The organism is Actinocorallia libanotica (genome assembly GCF_039525175.1).
Classification (GTDB): Bacteria; Actinomycetota; Actinomycetes; order Streptosporangiales; family Streptosporangiaceae; genus Actinocorallia; species Actinocorallia libanotica.
The window spans coordinates 15,194-36,211 of sequence record NZ_BAAAHH010000022.1 but is presented as its reverse complement, the minus strand read 5'-3'; the positions used below and the strand labels follow the sequence as shown (position 1 = coordinate 36,211).

Here is a 21,018-nt window from a genome sequence, read left to right as displayed (position 1 = left end):
GGTTGCCGTGAACCCGCTCCAGCACCCCGCCGTGGCGTACCTGCGCACGATGCTCGCGGTCCGGATGGACCGCCTCCGCGACGAGGAGGACCGCAGCGCCGGCGCGTCCGCCATCGAATGGGCCATCATCACCGGCCTGATCGCGGCGATCACGCTGGCCATCGCGGTCACCATCCGCGCCGCCATCACGGGCGCCGCCAACAACATCCAGACCCAGTAACCCGATGGCGGTCCCCGCGAGGAAGGACCGGGGCGCCACCGCGATGGAGTGGGCGCTGCTCACGCCGGTCATCCTGCTCGTCATCCTGCTGTGCATCCAGTTCATGATGGTCTACCACGCCAACCACATCGCGCTGGCCGCGGCGCAGGCGGGCTCCCGGGCCGCCCGCGAGGCGGGTCCCGGAGGCGGCTGGGAGGGCGTCGGCGACGCGGCGGCCCGCAACACGGTGGCCCAGCTCGGCCCCGGAGCACTGCTGCTGACGGGCGTCACTCCGTACGGAGACGGCGTCTACGACCGCGGTTTCGAGGTGACCGGAACCGCGAAGGCGGTGGTCCCGGGAATGACGTTCACCGTCACCAAGCGCGCCGTCGGCCCGGTGGAGTGCTTCCGCCCGGACGTCGGCGAGGCCAAGGTCTGCGAGGAGGACGCCGGATGAGGCGCCCGGGACGCGAAGACCGCGGCGGCATGACGCTGGAGCTGGCGCTCCTGACGCCCCTGCTGGTGCTGCTGTTCCTCTTCCTCGCGCTGGTCGGGCGGCTGGTGAACGTGCAGAGCCAGCTCGACGGCGCCGCGCGCGACGGCGCGAGGGCGGCCTCGGTCGCCCGCAGCGAGGGCGACGCCCAGGCGTTCGCCGTCGAGGCCGTCGAGCAGTCGCTGGGCGGCGCCACCTTCTGCCTGGGCGACGCCGCGCAGACGGAGGTCGACCTCGGCGGCTGGGAGCCCGGCGGCCAGGTCACGGTGACCGTCACCTGCCAGACCGACCTGACCGGCCTGGACCTGGTGCCGTTCGCGGGCAACCCGGAGAAGACCGGGACGGCGTCCGCGCCCATCGACACCTACCGCCGCATGGACTGCGGCGGAGCACCCTGCGAGGTACCCGAATGAGCGGGAAGGCGGAGCGGGCGCGGGACCGCGGCACGTTCAGCATGTTCACCGTGCTGTTCACGCCGATGGTGCTGCTCTTCGCGGGCCTGCTGTTCGACGGCGGACTGGCCATCCACGCCCGCCAGCGCGCCCTGGACATCGCCGAGCAGGCGGCCCGCGCGGGCGCCGACGAGATCGACGTCGAGGTGCTGCGCGACACCGGAGAGCCGGTCCTGGCCGGTGACGCCTGCGGCCGGGCGCTGGAGTTCGTCGGCACGTTCGACGCGAACGGCTACGACGGCGGCTGCGCGCTGACCGGCGCGGACGAGGTCACCGTCCAGGTCGCCAAGCAGGTGGACACGATTTTCCTCGGCCTGATCGGGGTGAACGCGTTTACCATCGAGGTCGAGGCCGCGGCACATCCGGAAGACGGGGCGGACTGAGTGAATCGTAGGCGGCCCGTGGCGGCGCGGGAGCAGCGGAGCGTCGGCGACGTGGTGGCCGGCCTCCTGGCCCTGCTGGCGCTGCTCGCGCTCGCGGTCGGCGTGCCGGCGGCGCTGCTGAGGTTCACCGGCTCGCCGCTCCCCGAGGAGGTGCCCGACGGCTCGGTGTTCACCGAGCCGCTCGACACCGAGACGATCCTCTACGTGGTCACCCTCGGCGTCTGGCTGGCCTGGCTGCAGCTGGTCGTCTGCCTGCTGGTCGAGCTGCACGCCGGGGTGCGCGGCATCGGCGTCCCGGCGCGGGTGCCGCTGGCCGGGGCGACCCAGGCGGTCGTGCACAAGCTGGTGGTGGCGGTGCTGCTGCTGTTCACCGCGACGACGGCCATCATGCCCGCGTTCACCCAGCCCCAGGCCCAGCCCCAGCAGTACCGGGTGACGCAGATGGCCGCGCACGAGGAGCTGCGCGCGCCGCAGGCGCAGAGCGGTCCGCAGGGGCAGCGGCCCGCCGCGTCCCCCCAGGAGCGGGACGGCACCACCGCCAAGATCTACACGGTGCAGCCGCCGCACGGGCGCCACCATGAAAGCCTCTGGGAGATCGCCGAGAAGTGCCTGGGCGACGGGCGGCGCTACAAGGAGATCTTCGAGCTCAACAAAAGCCACGTCCAGCCCGACGGCTCGCGGCTGCAGAAGGCGAGCCTGATCCGTCCGGGCTGGGTGATGGAGATGCCCTCCGACGCCCGCAACACCGAGATCATCCCCAAGTCCCAGCTGCGGGAGTACTTCCGCGACGGCCATCCCGCCCCGCCGGCCGCCCAGCCGAAGCCCGCTCCGCAGAAGGAGGAGAAGAAGGCCGACCCGCCGGTCGAGCAGCAGGGCCCCGCCGAGCAGCAGGGCCCCGCCGCGCAGACGCCCCGTCCGGCGCAGCCGGAGGCGCCCGGCCAGGTGCACGCCGAGCAGCGGCCCCAGCAGTCGCCCGCGCCGACACCCGTCCTGGAGGTCCAGCCGCAGGAGCAGCCCTTCCCCTGGCCCGAGGCGCTGGCCGGCACGTCGCTGCTGGCCGCCGGCCTGCTCACCGGCCTGGGCATGCGCCGCCGCGCCCAGGTGATGCGGCGCAGGCCCGGAGAGATGATCGCGCGTCCGGAGGGCGCGAGCGCGCTGGCCGAGCAGGCGCTGCGGATCGGCGCGGACCCCGAGGGCGTGCGGGCGCTCGACCTGGGCCTGCGCCTGCTGTCCCAAGGGCTGGCCGCCCAGCGGCGCACCCCGCCGACCGTCTACGGGGCGCACCTGGGCACGCGGACCCTCGACCTGTGGATCGCGCCCGCCGACGAGAACCCGCCGAGCCCGTGGGAGCCGCACGACGGCGGCCAGGTGTGGCGGCTGCACACCGCGGCGCTGGACGCGCTGAAGGAGCGGGACTTCGCCGACGTGCTCGCCCCCTACCCGGGCCTGATCTCGCTGGGCGTCAACGAGAGCGGCAGGGTGCTGGCCGACCTGGAGGCCGCGCACGGCCTCATCGCCGTGGACGGCCCGCCCGAGCAGCGCAAGGCGGCGCTCGCCGCGATGGCGGTGGAACTGGCCACCAACAGCTGGTCGGACCACATGCGGCTGACCCTGGTGGGCTTCGGCGGCGAGCTGCAGCAGATCGCCCCCGGCCGCATCCGGTGTGTGCCGTCGCTGGCCGAGGCGCTGCCCGAGCTGGAGGCGCGCACGGCGGAGGTGCGCCAGGCGCTGTACGCCGCGGGCGCCGACTCGGTGCTCACCGGCCGGTGCCGCGGCGTGTCCGGCGAGGCGTGGATGCCGCACTACCTGGTGGTCGCCGACCAGCCGTCCAAGGCCGACGCGGCGCGGCTGGTGGCACTGGCCCGGACGGGCCAGCGGCTGTCCGCCGGATACCTGGTCGCAGGCCGGGTCGAGGACGCCACCTGGCAGTGGCGGATCGACGAGAAGGGCGAGCTGGACGCCGGGGTCCTGGGCTTCCAGGTCACCGCGCAGCGCATCTCCGAACCGGAGTACCACGCGGTCGCCGGCCTGTTCCGCACGGCGGGCCGCACCGAGGGCGTGCCGCTGCCCGCGGTGCCGGCGGAGCCGCCGGCGGGCGTGGAGCGGCACTCGGCCGGCATCAGGATGCTGGGCCGCGCCACGGTGGAGGCGCCCGGCACGGTCGACGAGACCCGCCGCGACCTGTGCGCCGAGGTCCTGGTCTACCTGGCGGCGCACCCCGGCGGGGTGCACCCCACGGTGCTGAGCGGCGCGGTCTGGCCGCGCGGGGTCACCGCCGGGGTCCGCGACTCCACCATCGCGATGGCGGCCGACTGGCTGGGCCGCGACTCCCGCGGCAGGCCGAACCTGTACTCCGACGAGCGGGGCAGGCTCCGGCTCGGCTCGGAGGTGCGCGTGGACCTCCAGCACTTCCGCTTCCTGCTGTGGCGTTCGGCGGCCGAGCCCGCCTCGGAGGCGGCGTACCTGTCGCACGCGCTCGAACTCGTCAGGGGCCCGCTGCTGGAGGGCCGCCCGAAGGGCCGCTACTCCTGGCTGGCCGCCGACGAGCTGGAGTACGAGACCGTGGCCCGCGTGGTGGACGCCGCCCACCGCCTGGGCGAGCTGCGGACGGCCGAGGGCGACGTCCGGGGCGCCGTCCAGGCCGCCCGCGCCGGGCTGCGCCTGGCCCCCGACGACGAGGTGCTGTGGCGCGACCTCCTGCGCGCCACCCAGGCCACCGGCGACCACACCGCGGTCCGCGCCGCCGTGGACGAGCTCCGCGGCCGCGCCGACCTCGACCTCCTGCAGCCCGAGACCGAGGCCCTCATCGAGGAGCTGGCGCCGCGCGCCCACGCCCGCGGAGCCTGACGCCCGTCTCGGCGGAGCGGGCCGCCCAGTCGATCCCGAGCAGGGTGCGCCCGCACGCGGTGACGACGCGGGAGCCGTCGGCGGTGAGGCCGGGGACGGAGGTCGGGGCGCACGGCAGGGGAAGGGACGAGCGCGGCGCCATCGTCTCGGGGTCGCGGAGCTCCAGGCGGCGGGCGGTCAGCAGCAGGGCGGTGCTCCCGTCCCGGGCGAACAGCAGGTGCCGGGCTGCGCGGACGCGCACCGGCCGTCCGGCGCGCAGGGTGGCGGGGTCCACCGGCAGGAGCGTCCGCGGGCCGACCGCCCAGAGCGTACGCCCGTCCGGCGCCGGGACCACGCTGCGCACCGGTGCGGGCGCCGCCACCCGGGCGAGCCGGACGAGGGCGCGCGGATCGAGCACGTCCAGGCCCCCGTCGCCGGGAGGGCCGGGAAGAAGGAGCCGTTCGGCGGGGAGGGAGGCGGCGCCGCCGCTTCCGCCTCGCGCGTCCTCCCGCGGAGCGGGCGGCACCGGGTGCGGGACCGCCGCGCCGAGCCCCACCAGCTCCGCGGCGGGCGCGCCGTCCCCGCGGAACCGCACGCCCTCGCAGCCCGCGAGGGCGGCGAGGCTCAGCGCGGCGGCCGCCGCGAGCCGAATACCCGCAGTCTCCATCCGCCAGAATGTAGCGCCACGGACACGCTCCGTACCGCCATGAGCGGGAAAAACTCCGAGCCGCGCCGCGGCCGGAAGGCTCCGGGACGGGTCCGGGGACGGGAAGGGCTCCGGCCGGGTGTCAGGAGTCGGACTTGCCGATGCCGATGCCGAACTCGCGGTAGACGCGCTCCCAGAAGCCGTCGCGCAGCCAGGTGCGCGCCTCCTGGTAGGGGCGCAGGGAGCGGCCGAGCACCTTCTCGGCGTCGATGAGGAGCTCCTTGTCGATGACCGGGGGCAGGATCGGCCCCGGCAGGAGGTCGCGGATGTTGTCGCGGCCCCGCTCGAACACCCACTTCTGCGCGACGTGCTCGCCGATCTCCAGCATCTGGTTGCGGTCGGGTCCCAGCTTGCTCTCGGCGGGCGCCTTGGCGACCGCCGTCCCCGGGGCGCCGGCCGCGGTGCCCGCCGGGGGCGCGGTGCCCACCCGCGCGGGCGCCGGGGGCGCGACCTTCCCGGCGAAGACCTGGGCGGGGGAGGGCACCGGGGGCCGCGGCCCGTTCAGCACGGCGGGCGCGGGCGGCGCGGGCACCGCCATCCCGCCGACCTTGACGAAATAGGGGCGCAGGAAGTCGGCGAGCAGCACCTCGACCGTGTCGGACTCCCAGACCAGCCACTCGGCCTGGTTGGAGCCGTGCGTGGGCTCCACCCCCCACAGGTGGACCCGCACCCCGTAGCCCTGGGCGGCCTCGACCGCGGGCAGCATGTCCTCGTCCCCGGCGAGCAGCACCGCGTCGGTGATCGCCCGGTGCTGGGCCAGGGTCTCCAGGTCGGCGCGCAGCTGGGCGTCCACGCCCTTCTGCTGGCCCTGGGCGTTGAGGTTGCCCAGGCGCAGCTTCACCAGCGGCAGGTTGGCGATCACCCGCTGCTCGACGGTCGGCTGCTTGCGGGGGGCGGCGTCGAACCAGTACATGCGCAGGAGCTCGCCGTTGATCTGCTCGTCGGCGTGCTCGGTCAGCGCCCGGATCAGCTTCTCGGCGTACACCCGGTACTCGCGCCGGGAACCGGCCTCCAGCAGCAGCGCGCCGGAGGCAGCGTAAAGGTAGCCCGCGTCGACGAAGATCGCGTAGCGGGCCGGTTGCGGTAGGAACTCCGAGGTGGCCATGAGAAGACCACCCTATGTCCACCAAGGCTTCTCCGGCGGCTACTTGCTCCCCGCGTTTCCGCGAATCCGGAGCGTCAGCCCGGCAGGGCGCTCGCCCGCCACGCCCCGGGACCGGAGCGGAGCGGGCGGCGCGCCAGGCGGGAGCGGTCGGTCCAGGCCGACGGGCGGCGCGCCTCGGGGGCGGCCGCCCCCGAGGGGCGGGCGGAGAGCACCGCGACCAGCGCGGCGATCTCCTCGGGGGTCGCGTCCCCCTTGACGACCTGAAGGAACGGCCGCTCACTCATGCTTCAACCTCCGGCGGGGCGCCCACGGAACGACTACAGGGGAATGTTGCCGTGCTTCTTGGGCGGCAGGGTCTTGCGCTTGTCCTTGAGCGCGCGCAGCGCCTTGATGACGTGGACGCGGGTCTCGGACGGCTTGATGACCGCGTCGACGTACCCGCGCTCGGCGGCGATGTAGGGGTTGGCCAGCGTGTCCTCGTACTCGGTGACCAGTTCCGCGCGGCGCGCGTCCGGGTCCTCGGAGGCGGCGAGCTCGCGCCGGTAGAGGATGTTGACCGCGCCCTGCGCGCCCATGACCGCGATCTGCGCGGTCGGCCACGCCAGGTTGACGTCGGCGCCCAGGTGCTTGGAGCCCATGACGTCGTAGGCGCCGCCGTACGCCTTGCGGGTGATGACCGTGACCAGCGGGACGGTCGCCTCGGCGTAGGCGTACAGCAGCTTGGCGCCGCGCCGGATGATGCCGTCCCACTCCTGGTCGGTGCCCGGAAGGAAGCCCGGCACGTCGACGAAGGTCAGGACCGGCACGTTGAAGGCGTCGCAGGTGCGGATGAACCGCGCGGCCTTCTCCGAGGCGTCGATGTCCAGGCAGCCGGCGAACTGCATCGGCTGGTTGGCCACCACGCCGACGCTGCGCCCGTCGACGCGGCCGAAGCCGACGACGATGTTGGGCGCGAACAGCGGCTGGACCTCCAGGAAGTCGCCCTCGTCCAGCACGGCCTCGATGACCTTGTGCATGTCGTAGGGCTGGTTGGCCGAGTCCGGGATGAGGGTGTCGAGCTCGGCGAGGACCTCCAGCTCGGCGGCCGGCTCGAACTCCGGCGCCTCGGACATGTTGTTCGAGGGCAGGTAGGACAGCAGTTCCTTGACGTAGTCGATCGCGTCCTGCTCGTCCGGGGCCATGTAGTGGGCCACGCCGGACTTGCTGTTGTGGGTGCGCGCGCCGCCCAGCTCCTCGAACGTCACCTCCTCGCCGGTGACCGTCTTGATCACGTCGGGGCCGGTGATGAACATGTGGGAGGTCTGGTCGACCATGACGATGAAGTCGGTCAGCGCGGGGGAGTACACGTGGCCGCCGGCGTTCGCGCCCATGATGAGGGAGATCTGCGGGATGACGCCGCTGGCGTGCACGTTGCGCTTGAAGATCTCGGCGTAGAGGCCCAGGGCCACCACGCCCTCCTGGATGCGGGCGCCGCCGCCCTCGTTGATGCCGATGATCGGGCAGCCGGTGTTCAGCGCCATGTCGAGCATCTTGACGATCTTCTCGCCGTAGACCTCGCCGAGGGAGCCGCCGAAGAGCGTCACGTCCTGGGAGAACACGCAGACCTGGCGGCCGTCCACCGTGCCGTAGCCGATCACGACGCCGTCGCTGTAGGGGCGCTTGCTCTCCAGCCCGAACATCGTCGAGCGGTGCCGCGCGAACTCGTCGAACTCGACGAAGGAGTCCTCGTCCAGCAGCGCCTCGACCCGCTCGCGGGCGGTCATCTTGCCCTTGGCATGCTGCTTCTCGACGGCCGCCGCCGAGCTCGCGTGCACGGCTTCGTACCTGCGTCGCTCAAGGTCGGCGATTTTTCCCGCCGTGGTGTGTATGTCGATTTTTTCGACCGGGGGTTCAACCGCTTCCATCGCCATGCGCGCAAGAGTAACCGGACGCTTCTCGGGGTCTGCGCACTGGGGGGCGAAGTGACTGGTATAGACCAATTGATTCCTAGGTAGGATGCCTACGTGACCGAGAGACTTGCCACGCAGATCCGCCTTGACCTGCCCGAAGAGCTGCGCGCGGACGTGCGCCTGCTGGGCTCCCTGCTGGGCCGGGCACTGGTGGAGTACGGCGGTCAGGGGCTGCTGGACGACGTCGAGGAGCTCCGCCGCTCCGTGATCGCCGCCCGCAAGGGCGAGCTGCCGGGGGACCGGGTGGCCGAGCTGGTGGCCGGCTGGCCGCTGGAGCGCGCCGAGCTGGTCGCGCGCGCCTTCTCCGTCTACTTCCACCTGACCAACCTCGCCGAGGAGCACCACCGCATCCGCACCCTGCGCCAGCGGGACGTGGCGGGCGGCGAGCCCCAGCGCGCCTCCTTCGCCGCCGCGGTCGCCGAGCTGGACGACCCGGCCGAGGCCGTCGCCGGGCTGGAGTTCCGCCCGGTCCTGACCGCCCACCCCACCGAGGCGCGGCGCCGCGCGGTGGTCACCTCCATCTCCCGCGTCAGCGACCTGCTGCACGCCTACGACGACTCCGCCGCCCACAGCGAGCGCGCGGACCTGCGCCGCCGGATGCGCGAGGAGATCGACCTGCTGTGGCGCACCGCCCAGCGCCGGCACCAGCAGATGGACCCGCTGGACGAGGTGCGCGTGGCGCTCGCCGCCTTCGACGAGACGATCTTCCGGGTGATCCCCCGGATCTACCGCTCGCTGGACACCGTGCTGAAGGGGGAGGACGAGCGCGACGAGGGCGCCACCCGGCCCCCGCTGGCCCCCGCCTACGTGCGCTTCGGCAGCTGGATCGGCGGCGACCGCGACGGCAACCCGTACGTGACGGCCCAGGTCACCCGCCAGGCGTTCAAGATCCAGTCCCAGCACGTGCTGATCGCGCTGGAGAACGCCGCCACCCGCATCGGGCGGCAGCTGACCGCCCACCAGGACACCACCCCGCCGTCGGCGGAGCTGCAGGGCGCGCTGGGCACGGCCCGCACCGCCCACCCCGAGCTGCTCGGCGAGATCGCCGCGCGCTCGCCCGGCGAGCCGCACCGCCAGTACCTCCTGTACGCGGCCGAGCGCATCAGGGCGACCCGGACGCGCAACGCCGACCTCGGCTACGGCGGCCCCGAGGAGCTGCTGGACGACCTGGTCCTGCTGCAGGACTCCCTGGCCTCGGCGGGGGCGGAGCGGCAGGCCTACGGCGAGCTGCAGCACCTGGTCTGGCAGGTGGAGACCTTCGGCTTCCACCTGGCCGAGCTGGAGATCCGCCAGCACTCCGCGGTGCACGAGAAGGCGCTGGCGGAGGTGCGGGCGGGAGGCGCCCTCTCGCCGCAGACCGAGGAGGTCCTCGACACGATGCGGGTGGTCGCCTGGGCGCAGAAGCGCTTCGGCGAGCAGGCCTGCAGCCGCTACATCATCTCCTTCTCCCGCTCGGCCGCCGACATCGCCGCGGTCTACGAGCTGGCGGCGTCCCTGGGCCCGGAGGCGCCGGTCCTGGACGTGGTGCCCCTGTTCGAGACCGGCGAGGACCTGGAGCGCGCCGTCGCGGTGCTGGACGAGGCGCTCGAACTGCCGCCGGTGCGCCGCAGGCTCGCCCAGACGGGGCGGCGCCTGGAGGTCATGCTCGGCTACTCCGACTCGGCCAAGATCCTCGGCCCGGCCAGCGCGACGCTGCTGCTGTACGACACCCAGGAGGCGCTGGCCGGCTGGGCCGAGGCCAACGGCGTCACGCTCACCCTCTTCCACGGCCGCGGCGGCTCGCTGGGCCGCGGCGGCGGCCCGGCGGGCCGGGCGATCCTGGCCCAGGCGCCCGGTTCGGTCGCCGGCCGGTTCAAGGTCACCGAGCAGGGCGAGGTCATCTTCGCCCGGTACGGCCACCCCGAGATCGCGCGCCGCCACGTCGAGCAGGTCACCAACGCGGTGCTGCTGGCCTCCACCCCGAAGGTCGAGCGCACCGCGCGCGAGGCCGCCGCGCGGTTCCGGCCGCTGGCCGACCGGCTGAGCGAGGCCGCGCACCGGGCGTTCCGCGGCCTGGTGGAGGCCGACGGCTTCGCCGAGTGGTTCTCCCGGGTCTCCCCGCTGGCCGAGATCGGCGAGCTGCGCATCGGCTCCCGCCCGTCGCGCCGCACCGGCGCGAGCTCCCTGGACGACCTGCGCGCCATCCCTTGGGTGTTCGCCTGGACCCAGACCAGGGTCAACCTGCCCGCCTGGTTCGGGCTCGGCTCCGGCCTGGCCGCCGTCGCCGGCGACCCGGACCTGCGCGAGGCGTACGCGTCCTGGCCGTTGTTCGCCGCGATGATCGACAACGCCGAGATGTCGCTGGCCAAGACCGACCGCGACATCGCCGAGCGCTACCTGGCCCTGGGCGACCGCCCCGACCTGAGCGCCGTCGTCATGGCCGAGTACGACCGCACGCTGGAGCTGGTGCTGTCGGTCACCGGCCACACCCGCCTGCTGGAGAACCGCAAGGTGCTCTCGCGCGCGGTGGAGCTGCGCAACCCCTACGTCGACGCCCTCAGCCACCTCCAGCTGCGCGCCCTCCAGGCGCTGCGCTCCGGCGAGGTGCCCGAGGCCGAGCGGCCGCACCTGGAGAACCTCCTCCTCCTGTCGGTCAACGGCGTCGCCGCGGGCCTGCAGAACACCGGCTGACCGAGCCCCCGTGCCCCGCGGAGGGGGACGGGTGGGATTGGATGGACGCCATGGACGCGTATTCCGACCTCGACCGGCCGCCGCTGAACGAGCGGACGCTCAACCGCGCCCTGGTGCGGGAGGGCTCGTTCTGGCGCGAGGTGCGGGTGACGGAGGAGACCGGCTCCACCAACGCCGACCTGGCCGAGCGCGTCAGGGCGGAGGCCGCGCGGGGCGGCGAGGTCCCCGAGGGGACGGTCCTGGTGGCCGAGGCGCAGACGGCGGGACGGGGGCGGCTGGGCCGCGCCTGGAACGCGCCGCCGCGCTCGGGGCTGATGTTCTCGGTGCTGCTGCGGCCCGGTCCCGGGGTGCCCGCGACGCGGCTGGGCTGGCTGCCGCTGCTGACCGGGGTGGCGGCCGCGGCCGCGATCCGGTCGGTGACCGCGGCCGCGGGCCGCGGCGACTACGGCGACGAGCCGGGCGGCGCCACCGTCGGCGCCGGGCTGAAGTGGCCGAACGACCTGCTGGTGGGGGAGCGGAAGCTGGCCGGGATCCTGGCCGAGCGCGTCGACGGCGCGGTCGTGGTCGGGGTGGGGATGAACGTGTCGCTGCGCGAGGACGAGCTGCCCGTGCCGACGGCGACCTCGCTGGTGCTGGAGACCGCCGCGGTCGTCGACCGGGAGATCGTCCTGCGGGCGGTGCTGCGGGAGCTGGCGCTGCGGTACGCCGAGTGGCGGGCCGCGGACGGCGATCCGGACGGCAGCGGGCTGCGCGCGGCCTACCGCGAGCACTCGGCCACTCTCGGCCGGGAGGTGCGGATGGAGCTGCCGGGCGGGAACTCCGTGACGGGCACCGCCGTTGACGTGGACGCCGAGGGGAGGCTGGTGGTCGGGACGGCGGCCGGAGAACGTGCTTTCACCGCTGGTGATGTCGTTCATGTCCGGAATCCGAGACGAGCGGGACAGTAGTGACAACCATCACATAACCTTTGTCGCGCGGCCGTGACGATCGGTCGTGGAATCGGGGAGTTGAAGGATGTCCGGGCAGGTGCGAGGGCCGCAGGAGCTGGAAGAGCTCCTCCTGGGCGGTGAGCTGCGTTACACCAGGGTGGACGCCGCGGAGCTGACCGGGGTCTCCAGGAAGTTCGCCGAACGGCTGTGGCGCTCGTTCGGCTTCGCCGGCCCCGGCGACGACGTGCCGGCCTTCTCCGACAGCGACCTGGAGGCGCTGAAGCGCATCCAGGGGCTGATGGGGCGCGGGATGTCCGAGGAGCTCGTGCTGCGCCAGGCCCGGGCGCTGGGCCAGACGATGGCGCGGCTGGCCGAGTGGCAGACCGGCATGCTGCTGGGCGCCGACCCCGGGACCAACCTGCTGAGCGAGGGCTACCTGGCCGAGATGGAGCCCCTGGTGCTCCACGCCTGGCGGCGGCAGCTGGCCGCCTCGGTGGCGCGGGCGCTGGCCTCGGCCTCCGACGGCGACCTGCCGGGCCGCGGCCCGGTGGCGGTGGGCTTCGCGGACATGGTCTCCTTCACCGCGATGAGCCGCGAGCTGAGCGAGCTGGAGCTGGGCCGGGTGGTCGAGCGCTTCGAGGAGACGGCCTCGGACATCGTGGCGGCGCACGGGGCGCGGCTGGTCAAGACCCTCGGGGACGAGGTGCTGTACGCCGCCGACGACGCGCGGGTCGGCGTGGAGATCGGGATGGCGATCTCCGAGGCGGTCCGGGACGAGACCGAGGTGCCCGACGTGCGGGTGGGCATGGCCTACGGGCCGGTCCTGCCCCTGATGGGCGACATCTTCGGCACCACGGTGAACATGGCCTCGCGGCTCACCTCGATCGCCCGGCCGGGCACCCTGGTGGCCGATCCCGCCCTCGCCGCGGAACTGGAAGGGGATCCCGCCTACGAACTGGTGCGCATCGTGCGTAGACCGGTGCGGGGACTGGGCATCATCCAACCGTACGTCGTGCGGCGCGCCGCACGGCAGTGAAAAATTCCAGAAACCCCGAGTCCACCGCCTGTTCATCTGCAAGGGGGACCATCAACCATCATGAGCGCCATTCCAGGACAGATCTCCCGAGACGAACCCCTTCCTGAGGATCGCTTCCTGGACCGCGAGGAGAGCTGGCTCCAGTTCAACCAGCGGGTGCTGGAACTCGCCGAAGACGAGACCCTCCCGCTGCTGGAGCGCGCACGCTTCCTCGCCATATTCTCCACCAACCTGGACGAGTTCTTCATGGTCCGGGTCGCCGGCCTCCTCCGCCGGATCGCCACCGGCCTGGCCGTCCGCTCCGCCAGCGGGCGCCAGCCCCGCGAGGTGCTGGAGCGCACCGCCGTCATCGCGCACGAGCTGATGCTGCGCCACGCCGCCTGCTTCCGCGACGACGTCCTGCCCGCCCTGGCCAAGCAGGACATCGAGATCCTGCGCTGGGAGGAGCTGGCCGAGGCCGAGCGCGAGCACCTGCGGCGGCTCTTCCGCGAGCGGATCTACCCGGTGCTCACCCCGCTGGTCGTCGACTCCGCCCACCCCTTCCCCTACATCTCCGGCCGGTCGCTCAACCTCGCCATCGTCGTCCGCGACCCCGACACCGAGGCGCGCCTGTTCGCCCGCGTGAAGGTCCCCGAGATACTGCCGCGGTTCATGGAGGCCTCGCCCAACCGCTTCACCCCCCTCGAGGACGTCATCGCCGCCCACCTCACCCAGCTGTTCAACGGGATGGAGGTCCTGGAGCACCACGCCTTCCGCGTCACCCGCAACCAGGACCTCGAGGTCGACGAGGACATCGCCGAGGACCTCCTCCTGGCCCTGGAGAAGGAGCTGCTGCGCCGCCGCTTCGGCCCGGTGGTCCGCCTGGAGGTGGAGGAGTCCATCTCCCCGGAGGTCCTCGAGCTGCTCACCGAGGAGCTGGGCGTGGAGGAGCGCCAGATCTACCGCGTCCCGGGCCCGCTGGACCTCGGCGGCCTGCACCAGATCGCCGACCTGGACCGCAGCGAGCTGAAGTACCCGCCGTTCGTGCCGTCCAAGGCGGCGCTGCCCACCGAGGGCGGCGTCTTCGCCGCGCTGCGCGAGCGGGACATCGTCGTCCAGCACCCCTACGACTCCTTCGCCACCAGCGTGCAGCGCATGGTCGAGGAGGCGGCGGCCGACCCCAGGGTGCTGGCGATCAAGCAGACCCTCTACCGGACCAGCGGCGACTCCCCGATCGTGGACGCGCTCATCGACGCCGCCGACGCCGGGAAGCAGGTCGTGGTGATCGTCGAGATCAAGGCGCGGTTCGACGAGAGCGCCAACATCGAGTGGGCGCGCAAGCTGGAGCAGGCCGGCTGCCACGTGGTGTACGGCTTCGTCGGCCTCAAGACCCACTGCAAGCTGCTGCTGGTCGTCCGCCAGGAGGCCGACGGCAGCCTGCGGCGCTACTGCCACATCGGCACCGGCAACTACCACCCCAAGACCGCGCGCCTGTACGAGGACCTCGGCCTGCTGACGGCCGACCTGGAGATCGCCGAGGACGTCACCGAGCTGTTCAACCACCTGACGGGATACTCCCGCCAGGTCAGCTACCGCCAGCTCCTCGTGGCGCCCAACACCCTGCGCAGCGGCCTCGTCCTGCGCATCGAACGGGAGATCGGGCACCACCGCGCGGGCCGCCCGGCGCACATCCGCTTCAAGTGCAACAGCCTCGTGGACGAGGTCGTCATCGACGCGCTCTACCGCGCCTCGCAGGCCGGAGTGCCGGTGGACGTCTGGGTGCGCGGCATCTGCGCGCTGCGTCCGGGAGTGCCGGGCCTGTCGGAGAACATCCGGGTGCGCAGCGTGCTGGGGCGCTTCCTGGAGCACTCGCGCATCTTCGCCTACGAGTGCGGCGGCAAGCCCGAGGTGTGGTTCGGCAGCGCCGACCTCATGCACCGCAACCTCGACCGGCGGGTCGAGGCGCTGGTGCGGGTCAACGACCCGGTCCACCGCGACGAGCTGCTCCGGCTGCTCGACAAGGGCGTCGCCGCCGACACCTCCTCCTGGTGGCTGGACGGCGACGGGGTGTGGACCCGCCACAACGGCGACGCCGAGGCCCCGGCCCTGGACATCCAGACGCACCTGATGCGTTCGCGCCGCTGGAGAACCGTGGATGGCGGCTGACCCCCCGGTGATCAGGGCGGCCGGGACGGTGCTGGGCCGTCCCGGCGCCGCGGGCCGCGAGGTCGCCCTCGTCCACCGGCCCCGGTACGGCGACTGGAGCCTTCCCAAGGGCAAGGCCGCGGCGGGCGAGCACCCCCTGCGCACCGCGGTGCGCGAGACCGCCGAGGAGACGGGGGTGACGCCCCGCCTGGGCCCGCGCCTGCCGTCCGTGGAGTACGAGACGGCCAGGGGGCCCAAGCGCGTCGACTACTGGGCTGCCGAGGCCGCCGCGGCGGATCCCTTCTCGGCGGGCGACGAGGTCGACCGGTGGGAGTGGGTGCCGCTGGCCGAGGCCCGCGACCGGCTCACCTACGCCCACGACGCCGGGGTGCTGGCCGCCTACGCCGAGCTGCCGGAACACACCCGCCCGGTGATCGTCCTGCGGCACGCCCCGGCGGGGGAGAAGCGGCACTGGCACGACCGCGACCTCGTCCGCCCGCTGGACGACAGAGGCCGGGAGGAGGCGGCCGTGCTGTCGCGGCTGCTGCACTCCTACGCGCCGCGGCGGGCGTTCAGCTCGGCCACCGCCCGGTGCCTGGAGAGCCTGCTGGACTACGCGTTCGCGCTGGACGTCCCGCTCGTCGCCGACCAGTCCTTCACCCTGGCCTCCACCACCCCCGAGCGGGCCGCCGCGCGCCTGCGCGAACTGCTCGGCTCCCCCGGCGAGGAGCACGACGGGCTCGTGGTGTGCACGCACGGGGAACTGGTCCCCGTGCTGGCGCGGGCGGCGTGCCCGCCGGACCGGCTCCCGGCGGACCCGTCGCTGCCCAAGGCGTCCTTCTGGGTCTTCCACCGCGCACCCGGCGCGGACGGGGCGGTCGTCTCGGTGGAGCGCCACGACGTCCGCGCCGGGCGGGGGGACCGGCGCGGCGGGACCTAGCCCAGCCGGGGGAGGACGCGGGAGCGGGCGTCGGTCCAGGCCGCCTCGACCTCCTCCCGCGCCCGCTCGGCCTCGCAGCGCTCCAGCCCGTACAGGGCGCCGAGGCCGAACGCCTCATCGACGGAGGCGGGCTCCACGGCCCTGAGCTGCTCCTGGGCGATGACGCCGTCCTGGAACCTGCCCAGGACCTCCTGGAGGGATTTGGCGGCCTTGGAGACGGCTCTGGCGTCCTTGCCGAGCGCCTCCTGGACGGCGTCCGCCACGTAGCGCATGCGCTTGGCGGCCTTGCGCGTCTCATGGCGCGCCTCGTCGGCCTCCTCCGCGGTGGGCGCCTCGCCGATCGCGGCGTGGGCGTTCTCCAGCCGCTTCCAGCTCCGGCGGAGGAGCGCGCGCAGCTCCCCCTCGGCGGCGCGGTGCGCGCGCCTGGTGAACGGCGGGGCGGCCAGCAGCCGGTCCAGGGCGTCGAGGAGGGCGAAGTACCGCTCGCCGGAGAGCTCCCGGCGGACGGCGGTGTAGCCCTTGCGCTCGCGCTTCTTGATCCGGCGCAGCCAGGCCGGGTCGGCCTCGCAGACCTCCGGCAGCGAGGCCAGCCGCGCGCCGAACCGCTCGTGCAGCACCTCGGCGTCCCTGACCTCGCCCAGCACCGCGGCCAGCCAGCGCAGCTCGGCCTGCAGCGGGTCGGTGACCGCGCGGTCCAGCAGGGGCCTGCCGCCGGCCAGGACGCTGCGCAGCCGGCGCACCGCCACGCGCATCCTGTGGACGGCGTCGAACTGCTCCAGCCGCACCCGCGGGTCCCAGGACAGCAGGTCCTCCACCTGGGCGGCGAGGTGCCGCAGCAGGACGTCTCCGGCGCGGGAGCCGGCCGGGGAGGGCGGGGCGGCGACCCGGTCGGCCAGCAGCCTGCCCAGCTTGGAGGAGCCCGCGGCCCGGCGCGCTCCGGCCTCGCGCAGCCGTGCGCCGACGCGGTCCAGGAGGGCGGGGTCGCCGGAGACCAGCTCGACCTCGATCTCGCGCCAGGACGAGCCTCCCGGCGTCCCGGCGATCGTCCCGGTGACCAGGTCGTCGGCGACCTCGGCGAGCACCTCGCCCGAGGGGGAGCGCAGCTCGCGGACGGTCCGCACGGTGGAGAGCGTCGCGACCGGGCCCGTCCGGCGGCCCCGCGTGTGGGCGTGCAGGAGTCCGGCCAGCTCCGGGGGAAGGGTCTCGGAGAGAGGAGCCCGATGCTCGCGCTTGGCGTCGGGCCCCGCGGGGATCTTCAGGTGCCACCCCGCGTCCGTGCCGCCGGTGCGGCGGCGCAGGGTGAGCTTGCGGGCGGCGAGCCTGAGGTCGTCGGTGTCGTGGTAGACGGCCTCCAGTTCATGGACGACGGGTTCGCCGACCTCCGCCAGATCGGTCAGATCCGGCAGGGCGAACCCGCTGTCCGCGTCGAACTTGAGCTCGACCTCCAAGTGCTCGGTCATGACCGGCCACCCCTTCCGCCGTCTGGATCAGGACCATCCAGGGTGTCACGCGCGGATAACGGAGGGGTCCCGGTCAGCTGGGCTCGGTGAAGCGCTGGATGTACAGCGGCTCGCCGAGCTTCTCCAGCAGGCCCAGCTCGGTCTCGAGGTAGTCGACGTGCGACTCCTCGTCCTCCAGGATGTGCTCGAAGATGCGGGCGGAGGTGACGTCGCCCTTGCGGCGCATGACCTCGATGCCGTGGCGCAGCCGGACGACCGCCTCCATCTCGACGGTCAGGTCGGCCTCCAGCTGCTCCTTGACCGTCTGCCCGATGCGCAGCGGATTGAGCTTCTGGTAGTTGGGCAGCGCCTCGAGGAAGAGCAGCCGGTCGGTGAGGACCTCGGCGTGCTTCATCTCGTCGATGGACTCGTCATAGGTGTGCTTGGCCAGCTTCACCAGGCCCCAGTTCTCCTGCATCTTGGCATGCAGGAAGTACTGGTTGATCGCCGTCAGTTCCGCGGTGAGCTGCTCGTTGAGCAGCGCGAGGATTTCCTTATCGCCTTCCATGAGTACATCCAAGCACGTTTCATAGGCAGCACGACAAGCCCGACGGCGTGTCGCCATCAGGCTCGGATGCCGCGCAGGGGGCCCGCGGCCGGCGGAAGGATCAGGCGGCGGGCTGCTTCACCCCCTTGCGGGTGCGGCGCTGGTGCGGGGGCCGGGCGGAGGCGGGTTCCTCGGCCTCGGCCGCGGTCGCCGGCGGGATCTCCGGGACGCGCTCCTCCGCGGCGGCGGGGACCGGCTGCAGGGTGGCGGGGCCGCCGGTGAGGGCGTCCATGAGCTCCGAGGCGGTCCGCCACTCGCTCACCATGGCCGTGATGCGCCTGGTGCAGGAGCCGCAGCCGGGCCGCATGCCGCAGCCCTCCTTCACCGCGCGGGTGGTCTGCGCGCCGGCCGCGAGGCAGTCGTGCACGGCGTCCTCGGTAACGGCGTTGCAGATGCACACGTACATCGCGGGTCCTTAGGGGGCGGCGGCCAGGTTCATTAGGTTAGGCATCCCTAAGTTACATGAGGCTTGCCTTGCCTGGCCAGACCCCCGGCGGTTCCCGGCGCCGGCCCCGGGCGGAGCGCGGTGGGTAAAGGCCCGGAAAACGCGGCACTCCAGGCCTTCTGTGGCTTGGGGTGATGTGCGTCACATATCGGTCCGGCGTTGTCGGTAGGCGCGTTCGCGGGCCGAGGAGACCGGCGTGTGCGCGCTCTTCCGCCGCCCTCCCAGGACCCAGGCGGCCAGGACGACGATGTTGGCCGAGAAGAACAGCAGGAGCATGTTGTGCCGGGCGGCCCACCACCCTCTGAGGGGCTCGTCGACTACCGGCAGGCCGAACAGCAGGGTGAGCAGGCAGAGCAGGATCGTGAGCGCCGCGTTGGCCAGGGCGTACCACCAGGCGCGGCTGGCGTCCTCGATCAGGAGCCAGACGGCGCCCGCCCAGGCGATGACGCAGGAGAAGATCATGAAAACGCCGACATAGCCCTCGATGGCGAATCCTTGGGGCAGGCCGAGGATCTGGGTCATCAGGACGCCGCCGAACAGCATGACCCCCGCCGCCCGCGCCACCTCGGGTTGCGGCTGCACCGGCGTCCGGGACATAGGGGTTTTCCTCCACAAGAGTGGGATGATTCGTATTTGAGTTTGTACTACGAGTGGCAAACCGCAGGTCAAGCCTGTGTGCTTGCCCAGGAAACGTTCATGAATGGTCCTACGATCGGTGCATGACCTCAGTACTGCTCGCCGAGGACGACACGTCCATCTCCGAGCCTCTCGCGCGTGCGCTGCGCAGGGAGGGCTACAACGTCGAAGTGAGCCCCGACGGGCCCCAGGCTCTGGAGCGGGCCCTCGGCGGCGGCGTCGACCTCATCGTGCTCGACCTCGGCCTGCCCGAGCTCGACGGGCTGGAGGTGGCGCGCCGGGTGCGCTCCGAGGGGCACGGAGTGCCCATCCTGATCCTCACCGCCCGGGCGGACGAGGTCGACACCGTGGTCGGCCTGGACGCCGGTGCCGACGACTACGTCACCAAGCCCTTCCGGCTGGCCGAACTGCTGGCGCGGGTCCGCGCGCTGCTGCGCCGCGGCAGCACCGAGACGCCGATCGTGCAGGGGGTCAGGATCGACGCCGAGTCCCGCCGGGCGTGGATGGGCGAGAACGAGCTCCAGCTGACCACCAAGGAGTTCGACCTCCTGCGGGTGCTGGTGCGCGACGCGGGCAAGGTGGTCACCCGCGAGCAGATCATGCGCGAGGTGTGGGACACCAACTGGTGGGGCTCGACCAAGACCCTCGACATGCACATCTCCTGGCTGCGGCGCAAGCTCGGGGACGACGCCGCCAGCCCCAGGTACATCACCACCGTGCGGGGTGTCGGCTTCCGGTTCGAACGCGGAGACTGAGAACGAGGCCGGCCGCCTCCGCCGGCCATGGGGGATGAATGAGACGCCGACTCGTACTGTCCACCCTCGGGGTGGCGGTCACGGCGATCCTGCTGCTCGGCATCCCGTTGGCCTACGTGGTCAGCAAGCTCATCTACGACGATGCCAAGCAGGGGTTGGACACCGCGGCCGCCAGCCTGGTCAAGGAGGTGGAGGTACCGCTGGGCCAGGGCCGCAGGCCCGACCCGGCGCAGATCTCCGGCGCCTACCCGAACCTCCGCGTCGAGATCAGGCTCCCCGACAACACGGTGGAGACGGCGGGCCCGCCGCTGACGGGGCCGGTCATGTCCTCGACCAGCAGCCGGGGCAACGTCACGGTCACCGTCCACCGGCGGTACTCCGAGGTGCGCGACGAGGTGCTCCGGCAGCTGCTGCTGATCGCCAGCCTGGTGCTGCTGGGCGTGGCGATCGCGACCGGGATGGCGATCCTGCTGGCCCGCCGGCTCACCCTGCCGCTGGTCGACCTGGCCGACACCGCCGCCGGGCTGGGGACGGGCAACGCCCGGCCCCGGCGCCGCCGCTACGGCATCCCGGAGGTCGACACCGTCGCGGAGGTCCTGGACAACAGCGCGGTGCGGATCGCCGACCTGCTGGCGGCCAGCCGCGAGTTCGCCTCGGACGCCAGCCACCAGCTGCGCACCCCGCTCACCGCGCTGACCATGCGCCTGGAGGAGATGATCGAGGCGGCCGACTACCCCGACGTGGTGCGCGAGGAGGGCCAGGCGGCGCTGGCCCAGGCCGAGCGCCTGGTCGCGGTGGTGGAGCAGCTGCTGGCCCGGGCGCGGCACGACCGCACCGGCCAGGCGGTGCCGACCGCGATCGACCTGGTGATCGAGCAGCAGGTCGAGGAATGGCGGCCGATCTTCGCCAAGGACGGCAGGCAGATCCGGATCGAGGGCGAGCCCGACCTGGTGGCGGTGGTGACGCCCAGCTGCCTGTCGCAGATCCTGGCCACCCTGCTGGACAACTCCCTGATGCACGGGGAGGGCACGGTCACCATCCACACCCTGCTGACCCGGCAGAACGTGATCGTCGAGGTGGGGGACGAGGGCCCCGGCGTCCCGCCGGAACTGGCCCGCAAGATCTTCGAACGCAACGTCAGCGGCGGCGGCGGCACCGGGCTCGGGCTCTACCTGGCCCGCTCCCTGGCGGCCGTGGACGGCGGCAGGCTGGAGCTGGTGCAGCCCAAGCCCGCGCTGTTCGCCTACCTGATGCGCCGCAAGGAGGACGCCCAGCTGGCCTCCGAGCGGGTGGTCAGCGGTCCGGTCTGATCAACGACCGGATT

20 protein-coding genes are annotated in these 21,018 nt (G+C 73.1%); 12 read left to right on the top strand and 8 right to left on the bottom strand.

Going from position 1 to position 21,018, the window contains the following annotated elements:
- The first annotated feature begins 7 nt into the window (after positions 1-7).
- The 5 genes from ABD140_RS24250 to ABD140_RS24230 are packed head-to-tail and all read left to right on the top strand — an operon-like array spanning position 8 to position 4,374.
- Positions 8-220 carry a Flp family type IVb pilin gene (locus ABD140_RS24250; RefSeq protein WP_344243253.1) on the top strand — a complete coding sequence of 71 codons (213 nt, stop codon included), beginning with the start codon at positions 8-10 and terminating at the stop codon, positions 218-220.
- Positions 221-224: 4 nt separating this feature from the next.
- Complete coding sequence (locus tag ABD140_RS24245; protein ID WP_344243252.1) at positions 225-656, top strand: TadE family protein; 432 nt, start codon at positions 225-227, stop codon at positions 654-656.
- Entirely contained in the window at positions 653-1,105 is a 453-nt protein-coding gene (locus ABD140_RS24240; protein ID WP_344243251.1) for a TadE/TadG family type IV pilus assembly protein, read from the top strand. The genes ABD140_RS24245 and ABD140_RS24240 overlap by 4 nt, the downstream gene beginning before the upstream one ends.
- Positions 1,102-1,527: a TadE/TadG family type IV pilus assembly protein gene (locus tag ABD140_RS24235; protein WP_344243250.1), complete on the top strand. Its 426-nt coding sequence runs from the start codon at positions 1,102-1,104 to the stop codon at positions 1,525-1,527. The genes ABD140_RS24240 and ABD140_RS24235 overlap by 4 nt, the downstream gene beginning before the upstream one ends.
- Positions 1,528-4,374 (top strand): AfsR/SARP family transcriptional regulator, encoded by a 2,847-nt coding sequence (locus ABD140_RS24230; RefSeq protein WP_344243249.1) that lies wholly within the window; start codon positions 1,528-1,530, stop codon positions 4,372-4,374. It begins immediately after the preceding gene.
- Here the strand turns inward: ABD140_RS24230 and ABD140_RS24225 are convergent.
- The 4 genes from ABD140_RS24225 to ABD140_RS24210 all read right to left on the bottom strand — a co-directional run bounded on the left by ABD140_RS24225 (position 4,331) and on the right by ABD140_RS24210 (position 8,074).
- The gene (locus tag ABD140_RS24225; protein WP_344243248.1) at positions 4,331-5,020 is read right to left on the bottom strand and encodes a YncE family protein; all 690 of its coding nucleotides are present in this window, start codon (positions 5,018-5,020) and stop codon (positions 4,331-4,333) included. The genes ABD140_RS24230 and ABD140_RS24225 overlap by 44 nt on opposite strands.
- A 121-nt stretch (positions 5,021-5,141) precedes the next feature.
- Positions 5,142-6,164: an NYN domain-containing protein gene (locus ABD140_RS24220; protein ID WP_344243247.1), complete on the bottom strand. Its 1,023-nt coding sequence runs from the start codon at positions 6,162-6,164 to the stop codon at positions 5,142-5,144.
- A 74-nt stretch (positions 6,165-6,238) separates the two neighbouring features.
- Complete coding sequence (locus tag ABD140_RS24215; protein ID WP_344243246.1) at positions 6,239-6,448, bottom strand: acyl-CoA carboxylase subunit epsilon; 210 nt, start codon at positions 6,446-6,448, stop codon at positions 6,239-6,241.
- A gap of 33 nt (positions 6,449-6,481) precedes the next feature.
- Complete coding sequence (locus tag ABD140_RS24210; protein ID WP_344243245.1) at positions 6,482-8,074, bottom strand: acyl-CoA carboxylase subunit beta; 1,593 nt, start codon at positions 8,072-8,074, stop codon at positions 6,482-6,484.
- A 93-nt stretch (positions 8,075-8,167) separates the two neighbouring features.
- Here ABD140_RS24210 and ABD140_RS24205 point away from each other — a divergent pair, with 93 nt between their 5' ends.
- From ABD140_RS24205 to ABD140_RS24185, 5 genes are all read left to right on the top strand, one after another.
- Complete coding sequence (locus tag ABD140_RS24205; RefSeq protein ID WP_344243244.1) at positions 8,168-10,783, top strand: phosphoenolpyruvate carboxylase; 2,616 nt, start codon at positions 8,168-8,170, stop codon at positions 10,781-10,783.
- 50 nt (positions 10,784-10,833) lie between these two features.
- Complete coding sequence (locus tag ABD140_RS24200) at positions 10,834-11,730, top strand: biotin--[acetyl-CoA-carboxylase] ligase (protein WP_425544145.1); 897 nt, start codon at positions 10,834-10,836, stop codon at positions 11,728-11,730.
- A gap of 67 nt (positions 11,731-11,797) precedes the next feature.
- Positions 11,798-12,748, top strand: coding sequence for an adenylate/guanylate cyclase domain-containing protein (locus ABD140_RS24195; protein ID WP_344243242.1), 951 nt, complete (start codon positions 11,798-11,800; stop codon positions 12,746-12,748).
- A gap of 60 nt (positions 12,749-12,808) precedes the next feature.
- Positions 12,809-14,893: an RNA degradosome polyphosphate kinase gene (locus ABD140_RS24190; protein ID WP_344243241.1), complete on the top strand. Its 2,085-nt coding sequence runs from the start codon at positions 12,809-12,811 to the stop codon at positions 14,891-14,893.
- On the top strand, positions 14,883-15,812 hold the full coding sequence (locus tag ABD140_RS24185; protein ID WP_344243240.1) for an NUDIX hydrolase: 930 nt from the start codon (positions 14,883-14,885) through the stop codon (positions 15,810-15,812). Before ABD140_RS24190 ends, ABD140_RS24185 begins: the two co-directional genes overlap by 11 nt.
- On the opposite strand, the gene ABD140_RS24180 is transcribed toward ABD140_RS24185, so the two are convergent.
- The 4 genes from ABD140_RS24180 to ABD140_RS24165 form a co-directional block, all read right to left on the bottom strand.
- A complete protein-coding gene (locus tag ABD140_RS24180; protein WP_344243239.1) occupies positions 15,809-17,272 on the bottom strand; it encodes a CYTH and CHAD domain-containing protein in 1,464 nt (487 codons plus the stop codon). The two genes, ABD140_RS24185 and ABD140_RS24180, sit on opposite strands and share 4 nt — an antisense overlap.
- Positions 17,273-17,345: 73 nt before the next feature.
- Entirely contained in the window at positions 17,346-17,819 is a 474-nt protein-coding gene (gene bfr / locus ABD140_RS24175; RefSeq protein WP_344243238.1) for a bacterioferritin, read from the bottom strand.
- Positions 17,820-17,919: 100 nt separating this feature from the next.
- Positions 17,920-18,264 (bottom strand): (2Fe-2S)-binding protein, encoded by a 345-nt coding sequence (locus tag ABD140_RS24170; RefSeq protein ID WP_344243237.1) that lies wholly within the window; start codon positions 18,262-18,264, stop codon positions 17,920-17,922.
- A gap of 180 nt (positions 18,265-18,444) precedes the next feature.
- The gene (locus ABD140_RS24165) at positions 18,445-18,900 is read right to left on the bottom strand and encodes a hypothetical protein (protein WP_344243236.1); all 456 of its coding nucleotides are present in this window, start codon (positions 18,898-18,900) and stop codon (positions 18,445-18,447) included.
- A gap of 122 nt (positions 18,901-19,022) precedes the next feature.
- On the opposite strand from ABD140_RS24165, the gene ABD140_RS24160 reads away from it, so the two are divergent.
- Positions 19,023-19,694, top strand: coding sequence for a response regulator transcription factor (locus ABD140_RS24160; protein WP_106403512.1), 672 nt, complete (start codon positions 19,023-19,025; stop codon positions 19,692-19,694).
- 38 nt (positions 19,695-19,732) lie between these two features.
- Complete coding sequence (locus tag ABD140_RS24155) at positions 19,733-21,004, top strand: ATP-binding protein (protein WP_344243234.1); 1,272 nt, start codon at positions 19,733-19,735, stop codon at positions 21,002-21,004.
- Positions 21,005-21,018 lie beyond the last annotated feature (14 nt).

What these genes read in the sequence shown, in the direction of transcription:
- ABD140_RS24220 (WP_344243247.1), bottom strand. Translation starts at nt 6,164, where the DNA reads ATGGCCACCTCGGAGTTCCTACCGCAACCGGCCCGCTACGCGATCTTC.
- ABD140_RS24170 (WP_344243237.1), bottom strand. Translation starts at nt 18,264, where the DNA reads ATGTACGTGTGCATCTGCAACGCCGTTACCGAGGACGCCGTGCACGAC.
- ABD140_RS24200 (WP_425544145.1), top strand. Translation starts at nt 10,834, where the DNA reads ATGGACGCGTATTCCGACCTCGACCGGCCGCCGCTGAACGAGCGGACG.
- ABD140_RS24195 (WP_344243242.1), top strand. Translation starts at nt 11,798, where the DNA reads ATGTCCGGGCAGGTGCGAGGGCCGCAGGAGCTGGAAGAGCTCCTCCTG.
- ABD140_RS24185 (WP_344243240.1), top strand. Translation starts at nt 14,883, where the DNA reads ATGGCGGCTGACCCCCCGGTGATCAGGGCGGCCGGGACGGTGCTGGGC.
- ABD140_RS24165 (WP_344243236.1), bottom strand. Translation starts at nt 18,900, where the DNA reads ATGTCCCGGACGCCGGTGCAGCCGCAACCCGAGGTGGCGCGGGCGGCG.
- ABD140_RS24180 (WP_344243239.1), bottom strand. Translation starts at nt 17,272, where the DNA reads ATGACCGAGCACTTGGAGGTCGAGCTCAAGTTCGACGCGGACAGCGGG.
- ABD140_RS24235 (WP_344243250.1), top strand. Translation starts at nt 1,102, where the DNA reads ATGAGCGGGAAGGCGGAGCGGGCGCGGGACCGCGGCACGTTCAGCATG.
- ABD140_RS24245 (WP_344243252.1), top strand. Translation starts at nt 225, where the DNA reads ATGGCGGTCCCCGCGAGGAAGGACCGGGGCGCCACCGCGATGGAGTGG.
- ABD140_RS24160 (WP_106403512.1), top strand. Translation starts at nt 19,023, where the DNA reads ATGACCTCAGTACTGCTCGCCGAGGACGACACGTCCATCTCCGAGCCT.
- ABD140_RS24190 (WP_344243241.1), top strand. Translation starts at nt 12,809, where the DNA reads ATGAGCGCCATTCCAGGACAGATCTCCCGAGACGAACCCCTTCCTGAG.
- ABD140_RS24225 (WP_344243248.1), bottom strand. Translation starts at nt 5,020, where the DNA reads ATGGAGACTGCGGGTATTCGGCTCGCGGCGGCCGCCGCGCTGAGCCTC.
- ABD140_RS24210 (WP_344243245.1), bottom strand. Translation starts at nt 8,074, where the DNA reads ATGGCGATGGAAGCGGTTGAACCCCCGGTCGAAAAAATCGACATACAC.
- ABD140_RS24215 (WP_344243246.1), bottom strand. Translation starts at nt 6,448, where the DNA reads ATGAGTGAGCGGCCGTTCCTTCAGGTCGTCAAGGGGGACGCGACCCCC.
- ABD140_RS24155 (WP_344243234.1), top strand. Translation starts at nt 19,733, where the DNA reads ATGAGACGCCGACTCGTACTGTCCACCCTCGGGGTGGCGGTCACGGCG.
- ABD140_RS24240 (WP_344243251.1), top strand. Translation starts at nt 653, where the DNA reads ATGAGGCGCCCGGGACGCGAAGACCGCGGCGGCATGACGCTGGAGCTG.
- bfr (WP_344243238.1), bottom strand. Translation starts at nt 17,819, where the DNA reads ATGGAAGGCGATAAGGAAATCCTCGCGCTGCTCAACGAGCAGCTCACC.